Raw genomic sequence first — 18,294 nt, forward strand, 5'->3', positions numbered from 1 at the left:
TTTTTTAAAATCATTGATTAAATACAACAAAAGATTCTTGAATGTTAAAAGCCCGCGTACACTTTTTATAAAATGGTGCGGTACTTTGTTATGCTGATGCAGCATCGATCAATTTTAGGTTTTTATTCTATTGGCATTAAATGCATACTACTATGCTAAAAAATCATACGACTAAAGTATTATATTGCAGTCAAAACACGCTAAAATATGACACACAAATTAAGACAATCACCAGAGGTAATAAAAATGATCTTCATTCTTCGGAAATTGAAAGGTCTTTTAGAAAAAACATCGTACTAAAATGATGTCTGTGTTCTAAATCCTAAGATACGTCATCCGGCGTAGCACATAAGCAAGGATGCTTTTTTGTTCCTAAATAAAATAATAATCAAAATCGGCTTTTAAAATTAAAACACACCTTACTTGATGCAAATTGCCTTACCAATAAAAAAAGCACCTTCATTTGAAGATGCTTAAGCGTTATTGTAAAACATGTATTTAAGATGTGCTGTCTGGTTCTTCAGGCTTAACATCATTGTTATCTATAATGCGTGTAACAAGCAATTGGTCAATTTTAAAATGATCCACATCGACCACTTCAAACTTATAGTTCTCAAATTCGACAAAATCTGCTGGACGTGGAATTTTACGTAAGCGGAACATCATAAACCCTGCAAGTGTTTCGTAGTGTTCTTCATCTGGAATTTGGTCAATTTCGAGCGCATGTTTGACATCTTCAATTGGCGTGCTGCCATCAATGAGCCATGAATTATTGTCACGCTTAATGATTTGTAAATCATCTTCAGTTGGCGTCACCCAATCGCCCATTACGGTAATCATAATGTCACTTAAGGTAATGACACCCACCACAAAAGCATATTCGTTAATAACGACGGCAAATTTTTCTTTGGTGGAACGGAATCGGTCGAGAACTTCAGACAAGTTTAGCGTGTCAGGGATGGTTAACACATTACGAATGGTTGACTCATTCAGTTGGTTAATCGATTGATTATTTAAAATACGCACCAAAATATCTTTTGCATCGACATAACCAATCACTTGGTCAATATTTTCATTACACACCAAAAACTTAGAAAATGGATATTCCGCTAATTTTTGGCGAATGCTGTATTCAGATTCTTTCATTGTAAAGTAAATCACATTTTCACGTGTGGTCATGCTAGATGGAACATTACGCTCTTCAAGCTCAAATACATTTTCAATGAAATGATGTTCTTGTTTCAGTAAAACGCCGGCTTGTGCACCTGCATCCATTACCGCTGAAATATCATCAAAAGTGATATTGTCATCGCGAATGGTATTTACTTTGAATAAACGAAACAGCAAATTGGCAATGGCGTTAATCACCCATGCCAAAGGTTTACAAATTTTAATATAGATTTGAATGGGATGAATGACTAAAACGGCAATTTTTTCCGGTGCAATCATCGCCAAACGTTTTGGCATGAGGTCGGCAAAAAGAATAAATAGCGATGTCACTAAAGTGAATGATAAACCAAAGCCAATCGATTCAGTCCAAGGACTTGGATAAAAGCGTTCTAGTAGACTGACAAAGAAGGGGCGAAAAGCCGGTTCACCAATAATACCGCCTAAAATTGCTACAGCATTTAACCCAATTTGAGATGCTGCAAAAAAATCTGCGGAATTTTCTTGGATATCTAAGACTTTTTGTGCGCGTTCATCGCCTGATTCTGCAAGAATTTTAAGTTTGACTTTACGTGCGCCTGCGAGGGCAATTTCTGTTAAGGCTAAAAATCCTGCCCCTATAATAAGAACAATGATAATAAGGATATTTTGGAACAGACTCACAATGCACCTGTTGTTTATAGATTCTTCATTATTGAATAATTTTTAACACAAAATGCTATTCGGTGATACAACTAATATCATCCGAAAGCACGGAATCGTTAGCGAATGTTAAAAATCATTTAATACTGAGAAAGTTGCGAATGGTTGGTTAGAAATTCTTTATTTTCTTCTTCAATCATCTGCCGTGCAACATATAAAATCAGTTGGCGTAACCAACGGTGTGCAGGGTGATGATGTAAAAGAGGACACCACGCCATTTTTAATTCAATTTCAGGAATATAAAAGGGTGGATCTTTAATAATCAGTTCTTCATTGACCGCCTGTAAGCGGGCAATGCGACTCGGCAAAGTAGCAATTAAATCGACATTACGTGCCAATAATGCAGGCATTTGATAATGTCGTGTAAAGACTGAAATTTTACGTTTTTGTCCGATGCGTTCGAGGGCTTGATCAATCCAGCCTAAGCCAGCTTGTTTATCGGGATTCACCCCAAAACCAATGCCCATTCCTGTTTTAGACACCCAAATATGGTGTGCTTCTAAATAATTCTTTAAATTTAAATTGTTTACATTTGGGTGTTTCGGATTTAGCAAACACGAAAAACTGTCGCGCCAAACCAAAACTTGGTGGAAACTTTGCGGAATTTCATTAAAGCGGTTAATGGCTAAATCGACTTTACCTTGTTCCATGTCACGATAAGACACATCGCTTGGGGTTAAAAAGTCGAGAACCACATTGGGTGCTTCAGAGCGTAAGGCTTTGACTAAACGAGGCACTAATGTCGCTTCGGCATAATCTGAAGTCATAATTCTAAATACACGATTACTGGTGTATGGTCGAAACTCAGTGCGAGGTTCTAAAATCATGGATAAATCGGACAATACATCGCGAATTCGAGGTTGTAATTCTAAAGCGCGCTCGGTCGGAGTCATTCCTTCAGACGAACGAATGAGTAGCGGATCGTTAAATAGGGTTCGTAATCTACGAAGGATGTTACTCATCGCAGGTTGTGTGACACCCAATTGTTCCGCTGCACGAGTTACGTTTTTTTCCCTTAACAAAACATCAAGGTAAATCAATAGATTTAAATCAACCCGCTCCAGATTCATATAAAAAATACCGACAATAACACCAAGAAATTAATTAAAATTATGCCACAAGCAAAGTCATTTGTGTTGGAAATGCTGTAAAAAAGATCAAAACAGTTTAAAGCATGGCTGAATGCAATCTGTTGACTTAGAGCATTGATTTTTAAAAGGTCATTTTAAAAACCTGTTTTTTCTAAAGCGGTTCTTAAGTAGGTGTCTAAATCGTCCTGACGCAATAGCCATTTTACGTAGTCGGCAGGTAAATCTGAAATGGCAGTGCCTTTATGTTTACCAAAACTCATGCTTTTGGGAATACGTGCATCTTCCGAAGCCAAATACAGTTCTTCAACCGACTGAATGCCTAAATGTGCAATGATGTGCATTAAAATATTGGCAGTTAAAATAATGTCTGCATCGGCACGATGTGCACCTTTAAGCAGTTCGCGTGCTTTTGCGCTTCCTTTACTAATTTGATAAATCAGCGCAGAAATATTGTGTGCTTCGGCATTCGGCCAAACCAAACGAGCAAGTGCGAGGGTACAAATTGGCTTTAAGTGACTGACATCAATACCACAACGCGCAATCGCTTGAATATCATAATCGACATTATGACCGATAATGTATTGGGTATCGCTTGGCAGCTTAAAGCTGGTGTAATCGGGTTGATCGATTAAATCTGATTCTAAAATATGATGAACCGCCATTGCCGCATAAGAAATGGGTTCATGCACCTGATAAAACTGATCAAAAATTTGCTGTTTATTTAAGGTCAGTTTGCCGTCTTGAATTTGAATGGGCGCATAAGCAATTTCAATGGGAAGACCATTCAGCGTATGAGTTTCTGTATCTAAAATAATGGTTTGCATAGAATAACGAAACACTAAAAAACATTCAGAAAAGAGTATAAACCAGTTCGTTCAAGATGCCATATTCAATCACAAAAATTATGGCTAAAGATCAGCGCGTTTCAAATATTGGAATTGATACGGTTATTAAATAACTATATTTGAATGGCAAGTAAATTTTTAAAAAAGGCAAATAAAATGTACAGAAAAAGGCAAATAGAATTTTATTGAATCTTGGGTAAAGTTGATGCCTAAATAGATGAATTATCTGTTAGAATAACCTACGATTTTAGCACGGCTTAAAAGCCCTACATAATAGGACCCTCGCTAATGTTTGCCAACATCTCTATTTCTGAATTCGACCCAGATTTAGCAAAAGTCATTGTGTCAGAAGATGCGCGTCAAGAAGCGCACATTGAACTGATTGCTTCTGAAAACTATTGCTCACCAGCAGTTATGGAAGCACAAGGAAGCAAATTAACCAATAAATATGCTGAAGGTTATCCTGGTAAACGCTACTACGGCGGTTGTGAATATGTAGACGTCATTGAACAATTGGCGATTGACCGTGCTAAAGAATTGTTTGGTGCAGATTATGCCAACGTACAACCTCACGCAGGTTCACAAGCCAATGCTGCGGTTTACCTTGCACTATTAAACCCAGGCGACACCGTTTTAGGTATGAGTTTGGCACATGGTGGTCACTTAACCCATGGTTCACATGTTAACTTCTCTGGTAAAACATATAACGCAATTCAGTACGGTTTAAACCCTGAAACTGGCGAAATTGATTACGAAGAAGTAGAGCGTTTAGCGGTTGAACACAAACCACGTATGATTCTTGCAGGTTTCTCGGCTTATAGTCGTGTGGTTGATTGGCAGCGTTTCCGTGACATTGCAGACAAAGTCGGTGCTTACCTGTTTGTTGATATGGCACACGTTGCAGGTTTAGTTGCTGCAGGTGTTTATCCAAACCCTGTACAAATTGCTGATGTAACCACCACTACCACGCATAAAACCCTTCGTGGTCCACGTTCTGGTTTAATCCTTGCTAAAGCCAATGAAGAGATTGAGAAAAAACTTCAATCTGCGGTGTTCCCTGGTAATCAAGGCGGGCCGTTAATGCATGCCATTGCAGCGAAAGCGGTGTGCTTTAAAGAAGCGATGGGCGATGAGTTTAAGACGTATCAACATCAAGTGGTTAAAAATGCACAAGCCATGGCCAAAGTTCTGATTGAACGTGGTTACGATATTGTGTCTGGTGGTACAGACAACCACTTGTTCTTGCTTTCGTTAATTAAGCAAGACATTACTGGTAAAGAAGCTGATGCATGGTTAGGTGCAGCGCACATTACTGTAAATAAAAACTCAGTACCAAATGACCCACGTTCTCCATTTGTCACTTCAGGTATCCGTATTGGTACACCTGCAGTAACCACACGCGGTTTTGGTGAAGCTGAAGTTGTTGCACTTGCGGGTTGGATTGCAGACATTTTAGACAGCAAAGGTGACGAAGCTGTAATTGCTGCGGTACAAGAGAAAGTTGCAGCAGTTTGTGCAAAATTCCCAGTTTATGCTGCATAATTAAAGCTTGTTTTAATAGGCCTCCTTTAAAAGGGGGCTTTTTTATATTTAAAAAATGAAAAAAAGGACAGAATAACGATGTATCTGCGTTCCATCGATATATTGCGTGGCGTTTCAGTGTTACTGGTGTTATTACACCATTTTAATATTCCTTATAAATTGCAGGACACATGGCTTGGTGTTCACATTTTTGGAGAAAGTTTGAGTACGTTACTGGCAAGAAACGGCAATTATGGTGTCACCATGTTCTTTGTTATTTCAGGCTTTTTAATTACTCAGCATAGCTTAGCGCGTTATACGCAGTTGTCTCAGCTTAAACTACGCGATTTTTATATTCGTCGCATTGCGCGGATTATGCCATGTTTGGTTTTGTTGGTGGGCTTGGTGACGGTGCTAGGTCTTTTTAATCTGCCGCCTTTTGTGAATCATGCACCGAATGGACAGGCTGTTTCATATCCCTTAACTCTATTTGCAGCTTTTAGTTTTTGGATGAATCTTTTAATTATCCAATATGGTTGGGTAAACTATGCCTTAGGTGTGTTGTGGTCTTTATCGGTCGAAGAAGTTTTTTATTTGTTTTTTCCGCTTTTATGTTTGGTTTTACGGCATAAAACGGCTTTGGTGATGTTTCTGCTTGCCGTAATTGCTTACGCCCCGTATTTTCGTACGCTGAAATTTTTAGATTCCAACGAAGCCTATCTTTACCATTATTTTTCTAGCTTTGACGCGATTGCCATAGGTTGCTTAGCGGCATTGTTGTGGCAGAAATTAAATAGTGCAATATTGGCACAGCGTTGGCTGCAATATACGGTGATGACCGCAATGGTTACGTTGTATCTATACGCGCCAATTAAACTCGTTGCACCTTGGTCGATGAGTGTTTTTGCCAGTTTAACGGCCATTTTGATTTTATCCTTTAAGCATCAGCCAGAAAAAATGTCGCAAACCCTGTTAAGCAAATGGCAACATCTGTGGATTTGGCTTGGAAAACGTAGTTACGAGCTGTATTTATTTCATTTAATGGTTTTGGGTTTAATGAAGGTGGTTTTTGTTCCAGCGCAAACATCAGCTTTGGCCAAACTTATTTTATTGCCTGTTTTTCTAATACTTGCGTGTTTGTTGGCGGCTGTTATTGAAAAGTATTATTCAACGCCGTTAAACAAAAACATCAGAAAATGGTTTTTAAGCGGACATTGAAAATTAATTCAAAAAACCGATTAATAACATGAAAATATACTGTTTCTACAATTTTGCATGCTGCAGTACTATACATACAAGTTAAAAAATTGGCTCGATTAGAGAGAATCATCATGTTAGACCAAAATATTAAAACACAATTAAAAGCTTATCTTGAACGTTTAGAAAGCCCAATTGAATTGGTTGCAGCTTTAGACGATTCAGATAAAGCGCAGCAAATTAAAGAATTGGTGACTGAAATTGCAGAATTATCTGAATTAGTCACTGCACGTTTTGATGGGGAAAATGCACGCCGTCCAAGTTTTGGTGTGGCAAAAGCAGGGCAACAGCCACGTATTTTCTTTGCTGGCTTGCCAATGGGGCATGAATTTACCTCACTTATTTTGGCATTATTGCAAGTGTCTGGTTATGCGCCAAAAGTGTCTGACGAAGTGTTAAACCAAATTAAAGGTTTGAACTTAAAAGCCGATTTTGATGTTTTTGTATCGCTAAGCTGCCATAACTGTCCAGACGTTGTACAAGCACTAAACTTAATTGCAATTTACAACCCAGAAACCACAGCAACCATGATTGATGGTGCGTTCTTCCAAGATGAAGTGGAACAACGCAAAATTATGGCAGTGCCGATGTTGTTTAAAAACAATGAGCATATTGGCCAAGGTCGTATGACACTTGAAGAAATTGTGGCGAGCTTGGATGTGAATGCGGCTGAAAAAGATGCTGCTGCAATGAATGCCAAAGGCGAGTTTGATGTACTGATTGTGGGTGGTGGCCCAGCCGGTGCAACCTCTGCAATTTATGCAGCACGTAAAGGTATTGCAACTGGCATTGTGGCTGAGCGTTTTGGTGGACAAGTCATGGACACCATGGACATTGAAAACTTCAGTTCAATTCAAAAAACCCAAGGGCCAAAATTTGCGGCAGATTTAGAAGCACATGTGCGTGAGTATGATGTAGATTTAATGAATCTTCAACGTGTTCGCCATATTAGCGGTGCAGACCAAACAGCGAATGGATTGGTTGAAATTGAACTGGAAAATGGTGCAAAACTTCAGTCTAAAACCGTTATTCTTTCTACAGGTGCACGTTGGAGAGAAATGAACGTTACCGGTGAAAAAGAGTACCGTACTCGTGGTGTAGCATATTGCCCACACTGTGATGGTCCACTTTTTAAAGGCAAACGTGTTGCAGTTGTAGGTGGTGGTAACTCTGGCGTTGAAGCAGCAATTGACTTGGCTGGTATTGTCGAGCATGTCACCTTATTAGAATTTGGTGATACCTTACGTGCCGACCAAGTATTGCAAGATAAACTCAACAGCTTGCCCAATACCACTGTGATTAAAAATGCACAAACCACTGAAGTTGTTGGCGATGGCGAGCAAGTGACAGGATTAAACTACCTTGATCGTAATACTAATCAAGAACACCACATTGAATTGGCAGGCATTTTTGTACAAATCGGTTTATTACCGAATACCGATTTCTTAAAAGACAGCCCAATTGAATTGTCTAAACAGGGTGAAATTGTGATTAACGAACGCAATGAAACCAATGTAAAAGGGGTGTTCGCGGCGGGAGATTGTACCACTGTGCCGTATAAGCAAATTATTATTGCCACAGGTGAAGGTGCAAAAGCTGCATTGTCTGCCTTTGATTATATTATTCGTTCAGGCTTATAAGCCCATTCAAAAAAGCCCATGTTTTTACATGGGCTTTTTTATTTTTAAACCAGTTTAAGTGCCTGAAATTTTTTTAATAATTGCGTTGAATCTTCTAAATGATTCGGGTCTTTTTCAATACAATGAATTGGGCAAACCTCAATACATGTTGGCGCTTCATAAAATCCAACGCATTCAGTGCAATGCTGCGCATCAATTTCATAAATTTCTGTTCCTTCCGAAATGGCATTGTTCGGACATTCAGCTAAACACATATCGCAATTTATACAGTCGGATGTAATCAATAAAGCCATTTTTAATTGACCTTAGCAACATAAGCCAATGATGCGGCACTAATATCGGTTTTTGCATTCGGTAAATGGCGAATTAATAATCCAAAGTGAATGTCAATCTGCGGATCAATCTCAATTTGTATGATATATCCTGAGCCTTTGGCATCTGTAATGGGTTGGTTGTTTAAATCAAACATATTTTGTAGAGTAAAAATGAGGTTGCCTTGCGGTGTCATTAATTCGAGCGTATCGCCAACGCTAAAGCGGTTTTTTACCTCTACTTTTACATATCTGCCCGAGCGCGTTAAAACTTCACCACAAAACTGCTGATAATCAAACCGCGATGATCCATCTTCATAGTTTTGATAATCGCTGTGCACATGACGTCTTAAAAAACCTTCGGTATAGCCACGATTGGCTAAACCTTCAAGTTGCATCACAAGGTTTGAATCGAACGCTCGACCTGCGTGTGCATCATCCAGTGCTTTACGATAAATTTGAGCAGTTCGGGCGCAGTAAAAAAAAGATTTGGTTCGGCCTTCAATTTTTAAAGATGCAACACCAATTTGACTTAAACGTTCGACATGTTGTACGGCACGTAAATCTTTTGAGTTCATAAAATAGCTGCCATGTTCATCTTCTTCGGCAGCGAACATGTCTTCTTGATCTCGTTGTATTAAAACGGGTTCAGCAAAATGTGAAGAAGTAGGCGAATTTTTACAACAGTTTTTTTCTGTTTGCTTGTGGGTTGCTAAGACAACATCGCCCGTTGCATCTTCGGTTGCAGCATGAATTTTGTATTCCCATCGGCAGGCATTGGTGCATGCGCCTTGGTTTGCATCGCGTTTATTCATATAACCCGACAACATGCAACGGCCTGAATACGCCATGCACAGTGCACCGTGCACAAAGACTTCAAGTTCAATATTGGGCACATGCTGTTTAATTTCAGCAATTTCTTCAATAGAAAGCTCACGCGATAAAATCACCCGACTCAGTCCATAATTTTGCCAAAATTTTACAGTGGCCCAATTAATGGCATTGGCTTGTACGGAAAGATGAATGGGCACGTCTGGAAAATGCTCACGGACTAGCATAATTAATCCAGCATCCGACATAATTAAAGCATCTGGTTGCATGGCAATAATGGGCGTTAAATCTCGGATAAAGTTTTTCAGTTTGCTGTTATGCGCTTGGATGTTGACCACCACATAAAACTTCTTGCCTAACGCGTGTGCTTCTTCAATGCCAATTTTTAAATTGTCATGATCAAATTCATTATTGCGCACACGTAAACTATAACGTGGTTGCCCGGCATATACCGCATCTGCGCCATAAGCAAAAGCATAACGCATATTTTTGAGTGAACCGGCAGGGGAAAGAAGTTCTGTTTTCATTGGAGACAAAATAAAGTCTTAAAAAAAGTATGGGAATATTTTAAGCATTCAATCAATTACACTCAACCTAGTAAATTACTCAAGATTCTGCTGTAGTTGTTAAACCAAGTAACGTTTCATATCCTTAATAGAGTGTTCTATTATTTGGCTTGTATCTTGCGCTTTAAAATTTTAAAGTTAATAAAATTCAATAATATAAAAAGAGTTGCAGTTATGCTAAATTCAACAACAACGCGTCAACCGGTGTATTTTGTATCGCATGGTGGTGGCCCTTGGCCGTGGATGCCAGAGCAGTTAGAAACTGTCTATTCGGTATTGGCAGATGCATTAGCATCGTTATTGCCAGCTTTAGTCGTACAACCAAAAGCAATTTTAATGATCTCTGCGCACTGGGAAGAAGCTGAATTTACGGTTCAGTCTGCGGCGCAGCCGGGCATGATTTATGATTATGGTGGTTTTCCGGACTATACTTATCAGGTGAAATATCCGTCACAAGGCTCGCCTGAATTGGCAGAGCGTGTCATGACATTACTGCAAAATGCACAAATTGATGTACGCGCCAATGCAACGCGTGGCTATGATCATGGCATGTTTTCACCGATGCAGGTGATTCACCCAGCCGCAGATATTCCGGTTGTACAGTTGTCGTTAAAACGTGGTTTAGATCCGCAAGCACATATCGAGCTTGGACGGGCACTTGCACCTTTACGAGATGAGAACGTATTAATTATTGGCAGTGGCTTGAGTTACCATAACTTAAGCCAATTTAATTATTTGGCCTCTAAACCATCGCAAGCCTTTGATGAATGGTTATATGACACAGTGGTTGAACACCAAGGTGAGCAGCGCAGCGCTTTATTAAATGATTGGGCGACTGCACCTGCCGCACGGATTGCGCATCCACGTGAAGAGCATTTATTGCCATTAATGGTGGCGGTGGGTGCAGCAGAAGATGAGTTAGCGGTGAGAAACTACCATGAAACAGAATTTGTGGGGGGGCTTTGGGTCTCGAATTTTGCCTTAGGCATGTAAAAATTGCCGGTGTTTAATCGAAACGATAAATATCCATCCCTAAACTGCCCATCGAAAAACTATGATGGACTAAGCTAAAGCGAGGTCCTGTGCCCATGGCAAAAAACAGGGGTGCAAGGTGCTCAAAGCTAGGATGATTCTGCCGAATAAAAGGCAGATTTTTCCAGTCTAAAACTGCGTCAAAGTCGTGATGTTGTAGCTTGTGTACCACATATTGGCGAAATTGCGTTGCCCAATCTGGTGCATTCGCCTGCGGCGTTTGCCATGTCAGTGTGGCTAAATTATGCGTAATGCTGCCAGAGCCAACAATCAGAGTTTGTTGTTGCCTTAAAACGGCAATCACTTGCCCGAGTTGATAGAGCATTTGGGCACTAAAAGTTGTCGGCAAAGAAATGGTAATGACGGGAATATCGGCTTCGGGATACATATGTAAAAGCGGCATCCACACGGCATGGTCGCGTGGGCGAGTGCTATTGGCATGTGCCTGAAAACCTGCATCGGCAAATAAAGCCAATAACTGCTCTGCAAGTGCAGGATCGCCCGCGGCAGGATAGCGGATCTGATACAGCTCTTTCGGGAAGCCACGAAAATCATGCCATGTTTCAGGGCGAATTGCAGTGCTGACTTCAAGCGCATCACTTTCCCAATGTGCCGACATGACAATAATTGCTTTGGGTGTTGGTAAATTAATACTTAAGCGTTGTAAGGCTGGCCCCGTTTTTTCAGGGTCTAATGCCAACATGGGCGAACCATGCGAAATAAATAATCCGGGAAGAGTTTGTAAATTCATAAAGCGCTAAAAATCCAACTTAAACAAACACGCTTAAGCGCGGTGGTATGGATGGTTGTGATTGATGCTCATCGCACGGTAAAGCTGCTCAATGAGCATAACGCGTACCAATGGATGAGGTAAGGTCAGTTTCGATAACGACCAGTGCCATTTTGCTGCGTTGCGTACCGCATCGCTGAGTCCATCGGGGCCACCAATTGCCAGTGCAATATCTTGCCCGTCTAGCATCCATGTTTGCATGGTTGAAGCTAATTTTTCAGTGCTCAGTTCTCGTCCACCCACTTCAAGTGCAATCAAATTTTCATTCGGTTTTAGTGCAGCTAAAATGGCTTCGCCCTCAGTTTGGCAGTATTTTAAAATATCTGCTTCTGAATCATTTTTTCCGCGTTTTGCCATCGGCAGTTCAACAAATTGGGTTTGTACAAAAGGTTGAATCCGCTTGAGATAATCTTCTACACCAGTCAGTACCCAAGCCGGCATCTTTTGTCCAATGGTGAGAATACGAATTTTCATAGATCAGCGCTAAAAATAATAAAGCAGGTGATTATAACTGAAAAATGAGCTTTAGTTCGGCGCAAGTGGAGATGGCTTTGAATGATGTTCGGACTAAGATTAATGACAGATTAAAAATAATAATAAGATGCAATTGTCTACCACGCATTTAAAAATCATAACAGGTTTAAAACCAAGCCGCATGGTTTGTGCTAGATCTATTTATACAATGCCAATATGTAGATGGATCGCAAATAAATAGTCATCTGAATTTGGATCTAGATGCAGTCACAGTGCTTTAAGTAAAGGAGATGTACTGTAATGAAACGCTTTTGGATGACGCTATTTTTTATAGGAACAACGTTCAATTCAAGCCTTGCCATGGCGGATCACTGGGTTTACTACGCCGATCCAGAACCAAGGGAGTATGCACCTCCGCCACCACCACCGCAAAATTGGGGACCACCGCCTATGTGGCAGCATCCGCATGATTATCATCCTGTGCATAGTTGGTATGAAGGGCAGTCGTTACCTCCAGAATATTGCGACCACCGTTACGATGTCGATTGGCGTGAGCAAGGTTTACCTCCACCACCACACGGGCATCATTGGAAGCGAGTCCATGGTGATTATGTTTTGGTTGCAGCAGCATCGAGTTTAATTACCGCAATTTTATTGGGATCGCATTAAAAAATCCTAAATTGGCTGATGTAAATTTTTCAGCTTACATAAAAAAGCCCCACTAAAAGTGAGGCTTTTTTGTTAGATAAAACTTAATGTCGAGCAGCTTTGCCTTCGTCAAGTGCTTTCACAATCGGTGCTTTCACCAAAGGTTTTGGCATTTCAAGTAACGCTGCTGGCAAAATATCATCAATACTCTTAACCGCTTTAATTTCTAAACCTGCTTTAACATTCTCAGGAATTTCTTTTAAATCGCGGACATTTTCTTGAGGAATAAACACCGTTTGAATACCACCACGGTGAGCCGCCAGTAGTTTTTCTTTCAAACCGCCAATACGTAGCGCACGACCACCAAGCGTAGTTTCACCAGTCATTGCGATATCTGCACGAATTGGAATGCCTGTAAAAGCTGAAACCAACGCCAGCGTTAATGCTAAACCTGCAGATGGACCATCTTTTGGCGTTGCACCTTCAGGCAAATGCACATGAATGTCTGTTTCATCAAAACGAGAAGCTTCAATTCCAAGTTCATCTGCACGAGTACGTACAACGGTCATGGCAGTGGTAATGGATTCTTTCATCACATCGCCCAGTGACCCTGTGGTAATGAATTTACCTTTACCTTTCACTGCTGCCACTTCAATGGTCAGCAATTCGCCACCTACAGATGTCCAAGCCAAACCATTGACACGACCGACTTGCGCTTCTTCTTCGGCAATACCAAAGTCAAATTTATGTACGCCCAAGTAATCTGGCAAGTTTTCTGTAGTCACATCAACATGCAAGTTTTTGGCTTTTTTGCTGACAGACTCTTTCACCACTTTACGTGCAATTTTAGACACTTCACGCTCTAAACTACGTACACCTGCTTCACGAGTGTAACGGCGCACAATGTCACGAATCGCTTCTTCATGAATGCTGAGTTCTTTACCGCGTAAGCCATTGTCTTTAATTGCTTTAGGCACTAAGTAGCGTGATGCAATATTGACTTTTTCATCTTCGGTATAGCCCGGTAAGCGAATCACTTCCATTCGGTCAAGCAAGGCTTCAGGAATATTCATACTGTTTGCAGTACAAATAAACATCACTTCAGATAAGTCTAGATCTAAATCTAAATAGTGGTCGTTAAACTTACTATTTTGAGATGGATCTAACACTTCAAGCAATGCAGATGCAGGATCGCCACGGTAGTCTTGCGCCATTTTGTCGATTTCATCAAGCAAGAATAGTGGATTTTTTACACCTACTTTGGTTAATGATTGCACGACTTTACCCGGCATCGCACCAATATAGGTACGGCGATGTCCACGGATTTCGGCTTCATCACGTACGCCACCTAAGGCCATACGCACAAATTCGCGTCCCGTTGCTTTGGCAATCGACTCACCTAAAGAGGTTTTACCCACACCCGGCGGGCCAACCAAACAAAGAATCGGACCGCGCAGCTTTTTAACGCGCGACTGAACCGCAAGATATTCAACAATACGTTCTTTAACTTCGTCTAAGCCGTAGTGGTCAGTATCTAAAATATCTTGGGCTTTTGCCAAATTAATGCTGACTTTGCTGGCCTTGTTCCAAGGCGTATCTAAAATCACATCGAGGTAATTACGCACCACCGCAGCTTCGCTTGAGGCAGGTTGCATCGATTTAAGCTTACGGAATTCTGCATCGGCTTTTTTACGCACATGCTCGGGTAAATCGGCTTCGCTTAAGCGTTTTTCCAATTCTGAAATTTCATCTTCAGCGCCGTCATTCATGTCGGAAAGTTCGCGCTGAATCACTTTCATTTTTTCATTGAGAAAATATTCGCGTTGATTCTTTTCCATTTGACGTTTAACGCTGTCATGCAAAGTTTGTTCAATTTGTTGCTCTTCAGATTGATGCAATAAATATGTCACCAATTCTTTGAAGTGTGCTTCAAATTCATCTTGCTCTAAGAAATTTTGTTTCACATCGATATTCAATGGTACGCGTGTTGCGACAAAGAATAACAATTGTAATAGGTCAGTAATTTTGTTGGCTGCTGCAACGAGTTCACGCGAATTACGTAATTTTGCTTCGGCGTATTGTGCAAAAAGCGCTTTTAATTCTTGTAGTCGTTCAGCCTGTGCATCTGCATCTAACAGCACATGAATTGGGCTTTGTTTATGTTCTGCAGTGAAATATTCTTCGTGATCAATAATTTGTTCGAGTTTGGCACGGTGTAAACCTTCGATTAACACTTTAATGCAATTCTCATCATTTTCATGATTCACAACTTGGACAATTTTCGCAACTGTACCGTATTGATACAAGTTCTCTTGATCAATATCTTCAGTGAGAGAGTCTTTTTGTGCAACCACAAAAACCAAATTGTCACTTTCACGCGCCACATCGACTGCTTTAATTGATTTTTCACGACCAACAAACAGCGCGATTTGCATGTGTGGATAGACCACTACATCACGTAGTGCCAATAATGGTAATACGTTTGGAACGACTTGTTCTTCAGAACTTTCGTTATTTAAAATTTGTTCAGTCATGGGCACTCCTTGAGTGACAACAGTGTTGCCATGAAAATAATAGTGATGTGCTTTTTTTAAATTACAAGGGTAAAAGGGCGGAAAAAAACTAAAATAGTCAGGATTTGATTAAAACAAAACCAATTTAGGATTTAAATTTATAATAACGTTGCGGTGTACATAAGCCGTGCAAGGCCTGATCCCAAACTTGTCTTGGCACAGTCTTCGATAAATACTGAAAGTCATGTGCAATGCCTAAGCGATAAGGAGATTGATGCGCAAGTTGTAATGTACGGTCATAAAAGCCCCCCCCCATACCTAAACGTGTACCACGCGAATCACACCCAAGTAAAGGTAAAATTAATAAATCTAGACATTGCACATTTTTGCCACGTTGTTTGGGTTCTTGCATGCCTAAAGGATGCCAAGAAAACCTACGATTTTGCCATTGGTTGCGGGTAATTTTGATCCAACGTAAGCCAAAGCGTGTAGGGGATACTTGCGGTAAATAAACAGCTTTGGCCCATTTAAAACACAAATCTATCAGTGCGTGAGTTTCAATTTCACCAAAAGCATGTAAATACAGACCCACATTTCGGGCAGATTTAAATTGTGGTAGACGGCGTACTCGTTGTAATAGTTGTGCTGCAGCTTGTTTTTGCTCAAAAGAAGAAAGTTGTCTGCGCTGTTTTCTGAGTTGTTTGCGTAATATTTTAACTTCTGCAATAGATAAAGACATTGCCTTAGACTTTGAATAAATTGTCAAAAAAAGTGTACTTATAATTTTTAGTGAACACAAGGCACGCTAAGTCAGGCTATTGGGGACAACTGCAAAAACAACAGACATAAAAAAACCAGCTTTCGCTGGGTATTTTATTTGCACCATCTTAAAATATAAGAATGGTGCCCGAGGCCAGACTCGAACTGGCACGCTTTGTGGGCGGGGGATTTTAAATCCCCTGTGTCTACCGGTTTCACCACTCGGGCATGGGCGCAATAATAGATTAAAGTAATTGTATTCGCAAGTATTTTTAATTTGTATGGCGATGTTTTAGGCAAGCACCTATTTTTTAATCATCGGCTTTTTTACATAACAGTGAAATTGAGCGAGTTTAAATCATTTTACAAGCAGGGCTTGAAAAACCAGAAGGGAAATGAACAAGACGTTTTGCTTTTTTTAGGCATAAAAAAACCAGCCTTCGCTGGGTATTTTATTTGCACCATCTTAAAGTATAATAATGGTGCCCGAGGCCAGACTCGAACTGGCACGCTTTGTGGGCGGGGGATTTTAAATCCCCTGTGTCTACCGATTTCACCACTCGGGCATGGGCGCAATCATAGAGAATCCGTTTCGCTTTGGCAAGCCTTGTTTGGTTTATTTGCAGATGTTTTATCCAAGTAAAACATAGTTGATGTTGAATAAAATGGTGAAGCGGGCGATGTGGTTATAAAATAGTCGAAAATCATAATATTGAAACAATCGAAAGATGATCGGTTTTTTGGGGGAAGGATAGGGGTTCAAAAGAAACTGAATTGAGTTGTTCTGCTGTTTATGTTGCTTGCGCTTATTTTTGATGATTCAAAATTGAAATCGCTTTAATGGTCAGAAAAATCCAAAATGCTTGGTTCAACTTTTTGGAAGAAACGCTAATTTTAGGCATAAAAAAACCAGCTTTCGCTGGATTTTTATTTGCACCATCTTAATGTATAAGAATGGTGCCCGAGGCCAGACTCGAACTGGCACGCTTTGTGGGCGGGGGATTTTAAATCCCCTGTGTCTACCGATTTCACCACTCGGGCTTTAACAAGATGGAGGCGGAGGTCGGAATCGAACCGGCGTCCACGGAGTTGCAGTCCGCTGCATGACCACTCTGCCACCCCGCCGCGTCTTGTTGATGCGTATATTAGCAACCTTTGAAAAAAAAACAATAGGCGTTGTGATTGATATGCACATAAAAACAACATCTAAAATAAATTCGCTTAAATAATCATGTATTATTTAGAAAATTAGTTGATATCCACCTTTGGAGAAGCATTGTGGCCTTGGTTCTTGATGGAAAAGCGTTAGCAAAACAAATTGAAGCTGATTTACTTGCACGAGTAGAAGTGCTGAAAGCAAAAACAGGTCGTACTCCAATTTTAGCCACCATTTTGGTGGGCGATGATGGTGCTTCGGCAACGTATGTGCGCATGAAAGGTAATGCTTGCCGCCGCGTGGGAATGGATTCGTTAAAAATTGAGTTACCACAAAGCACGACAACTGAACAATTGTTGGCTGAAATTGAAAAGCTAAATGCCAATCCCGATGTGCACGGCATTTTGCTACAACATCCTGTGCCTGAGCAAATTGACGAGCGCGCATGTTTCGATGCGATTAGCCTTGAAAAAGATGTCGATGGTGTGACCTGCTTAGGGTATGGCCGCATGGCAATGGGTGAAGCCGCGTATGGCTCTGCAACACCTGCAGGAATTATGAGCATTTTAAAAGCCAATAACATTGAAATTGCTGGCAAACATGCGGTTGTGGTCGGTCGTTCTGCAATTTTAGGCAAACCAATGGCCGCAATGTTACTAGAAGCGAATGCAACGGTGACCATTTGCCATTCGCGTACACAAAATTTAGCTGAGTTTGTCAAACAAGCCGATATTATTGTGGGTGCAGTGGGTAAAGCCGAACTCATTCAAAAAGATTGGATTAAGCCGGGTGCAGTGGTTGTGGACGCAGGTTTTCATCCGCGTGATGGTGGCGGTGTTGGCGATATTCAATTAACTGGAATTGAAGCTGTTGCATCTGCATATACGCCTGTACCGGGTGGTGTTGGACCAATGACCATTACTACGTTAATTCGTCAAACTGTTGAAGCTGCTGAAAAAGCCTTTGCTTAAATCGAGTTTGCTGTTTTTAA

Annotated in this window: 15 protein-coding genes and 4 tRNA genes; 6 read left to right on the plus strand and 13 right to left on the minus strand. The window is 40.6% G+C overall.

All coding sequences use genetic code 11. The features are described from left to right. Window positions 1-498: 498 nt before the first annotated feature. From I2F62_RS03610 to I2F62_RS03620, 3 genes are all read right to left on the minus strand, one after another. Window positions 499-1,830 carry a hemolysin family protein gene (locus I2F62_RS03610; RefSeq protein WP_324625657.1) on the minus strand — a complete coding sequence of 444 codons (1,332 nt, stop codon included), beginning with the start codon at window positions 1,828-1,830 and terminating at the stop codon, window positions 499-501. A 119-nt stretch (window positions 1,831-1,949) separates the two neighbouring features. Continuing rightward, entirely contained in the window at window positions 1,950-2,939 is a 990-nt protein-coding gene (locus I2F62_RS03615) for a LysR family transcriptional regulator (RefSeq protein WP_324625658.1), read from the minus strand. A gap of 155 nt (window positions 2,940-3,094) precedes the next feature. Next, the gene (locus I2F62_RS03620; RefSeq protein WP_324625659.1) at window positions 3,095-3,784 is read right to left on the minus strand and encodes a putative quorum-sensing-regulated virulence factor; all 690 of its coding nucleotides are present in this window, start codon (window positions 3,782-3,784) and stop codon (window positions 3,095-3,097) included. Between the two features lie 309 nt (window positions 3,785-4,093). Here I2F62_RS03620 and glyA point away from each other — a divergent pair, with 309 nt between their 5' ends. The 3 genes from glyA to ahpF all read left to right on the plus strand — a co-directional run bounded on the left by glyA (window position 4,094) and on the right by ahpF (window position 8,223). Next, entirely contained in the window at window positions 4,094-5,347 is a 1,254-nt protein-coding gene (gene glyA, locus I2F62_RS03625) for a serine hydroxymethyltransferase (RefSeq protein WP_324625660.1), read from the plus strand. Window positions 5,348-5,425: 78 nt separating this feature from the next. Further along, window positions 5,426-6,544, plus strand: coding sequence for an acyltransferase (locus I2F62_RS03630; RefSeq protein ID WP_324625661.1), 1,119 nt, complete (start codon window positions 5,426-5,428; stop codon window positions 6,542-6,544). A 113-nt stretch (window positions 6,545-6,657) separates the two neighbouring features. Continuing rightward, entirely contained in the window at window positions 6,658-8,223 is a 1,566-nt protein-coding gene (gene ahpF / locus I2F62_RS03635; RefSeq protein WP_324625662.1) for an alkyl hydroperoxide reductase subunit F, read from the plus strand. A gap of 44 nt (window positions 8,224-8,267) precedes the next feature. Here the strand turns inward: ahpF and I2F62_RS03640 are convergent, their stop codons facing one another. Together I2F62_RS03640 and yegQ are read right to left on the minus strand one after the other, a co-directional pair. Then, complete coding sequence (locus I2F62_RS03640) at window positions 8,268-8,516, minus strand: YfhL family 4Fe-4S dicluster ferredoxin (protein ID WP_324625663.1); 249 nt, start codon at window positions 8,514-8,516, stop codon at window positions 8,268-8,270. Window positions 8,517-8,518: 2 nt separating this feature from the next. After that, the gene (gene yegQ, locus I2F62_RS03645; protein ID WP_324625741.1) at window positions 8,519-9,892 is read right to left on the minus strand and encodes a tRNA 5-hydroxyuridine modification protein YegQ; all 1,374 of its coding nucleotides are present in this window, start codon (window positions 9,890-9,892) and stop codon (window positions 8,519-8,521) included. Between the two features lie 213 nt (window positions 9,893-10,105). On the opposite strand from yegQ, the gene I2F62_RS03650 reads away from it, so the two are divergent. After that, window positions 10,106-10,924, plus strand: coding sequence for a class III extradiol ring-cleavage dioxygenase (locus tag I2F62_RS03650; RefSeq protein ID WP_324625665.1), 819 nt, complete (start codon window positions 10,106-10,108; stop codon window positions 10,922-10,924). A gap of 13 nt (window positions 10,925-10,937) precedes the next feature. Here I2F62_RS03650 and I2F62_RS03655 read toward each other — a convergent pair whose 3' ends face one another. Further along, on the minus strand, window positions 10,938-11,714 hold the full coding sequence (locus I2F62_RS03655; protein WP_324625666.1) for a class III extradiol ring-cleavage dioxygenase: 777 nt from the start codon (window positions 11,712-11,714) through the stop codon (window positions 10,938-10,940). Between the two features lie 33 nt (window positions 11,715-11,747). Continuing rightward, entirely contained in the window at window positions 11,748-12,227 is a 480-nt protein-coding gene (rlmH, locus tag I2F62_RS03660; RefSeq protein WP_324625667.1) for a 23S rRNA (pseudouridine(1915)-N(3))-methyltransferase RlmH, read from the minus strand. A 300-nt stretch (window positions 12,228-12,527) separates the two neighbouring features. Here rlmH and I2F62_RS03665 point away from each other — a divergent pair, with 300 nt between their 5' ends. Beyond that, window positions 12,528-12,896 (plus strand): RcnB family protein, encoded by a 369-nt coding sequence (locus tag I2F62_RS03665; protein ID WP_324625668.1) that lies wholly within the window; start codon window positions 12,528-12,530, stop codon window positions 12,894-12,896. Window positions 12,897-12,979: 83 nt separating this feature from the next. Here I2F62_RS03665 and lon read toward each other — a convergent pair whose 3' ends face one another. The 6 genes from lon to I2F62_RS03695 form a co-directional block, all read right to left on the minus strand. Next, window positions 12,980-15,409: an endopeptidase La gene (gene lon / locus I2F62_RS03670; protein WP_324625669.1), complete on the minus strand. Its 2,430-nt coding sequence runs from the start codon at window positions 15,407-15,409 to the stop codon at window positions 12,980-12,982. Window positions 15,410-15,533: 124 nt separating this feature from the next. Further along, window positions 15,534-16,127 (minus strand): 5-formyltetrahydrofolate cyclo-ligase, encoded by a 594-nt coding sequence (locus I2F62_RS03675; RefSeq protein WP_324625670.1) that lies wholly within the window; start codon window positions 16,125-16,127, stop codon window positions 15,534-15,536. A 162-nt stretch (window positions 16,128-16,289) separates the two neighbouring features. Next, window positions 16,290-16,375, minus strand: a tRNA-Leu gene (locus I2F62_RS03680). 252 nt (window positions 16,376-16,627) lie between these two features. Next, window positions 16,628-16,713 (minus strand) — tRNA-Leu (locus I2F62_RS03685). A 389-nt stretch (window positions 16,714-17,102) separates the two neighbouring features. Further along, a tRNA-Leu gene (locus tag I2F62_RS03690) sits at window positions 17,103-17,188 on the minus strand. A 10-nt stretch (window positions 17,189-17,198) separates the two neighbouring features. Then, window positions 17,199-17,272, minus strand: a tRNA-Cys gene (locus tag I2F62_RS03695). Between the two features lie 153 nt (window positions 17,273-17,425). Here I2F62_RS03695 and folD point away from each other — a divergent pair. Further along, window positions 17,426-18,274, plus strand: coding sequence for a bifunctional methylenetetrahydrofolate dehydrogenase/methenyltetrahydrofolate cyclohydrolase FolD (folD, locus tag I2F62_RS03700; protein ID WP_324625671.1), 849 nt, complete (start codon window positions 17,426-17,428; stop codon window positions 18,272-18,274). Window positions 18,275-18,294: the final 20 nt, after the last annotated feature.

The organism is Acinetobacter sp. MD2(2019) (assembly GCF_035615615.1).
In the GTDB taxonomy this organism is placed as follows: domain Bacteria; phylum Pseudomonadota; class Gammaproteobacteria; order Pseudomonadales; family Moraxellaceae; genus Acinetobacter.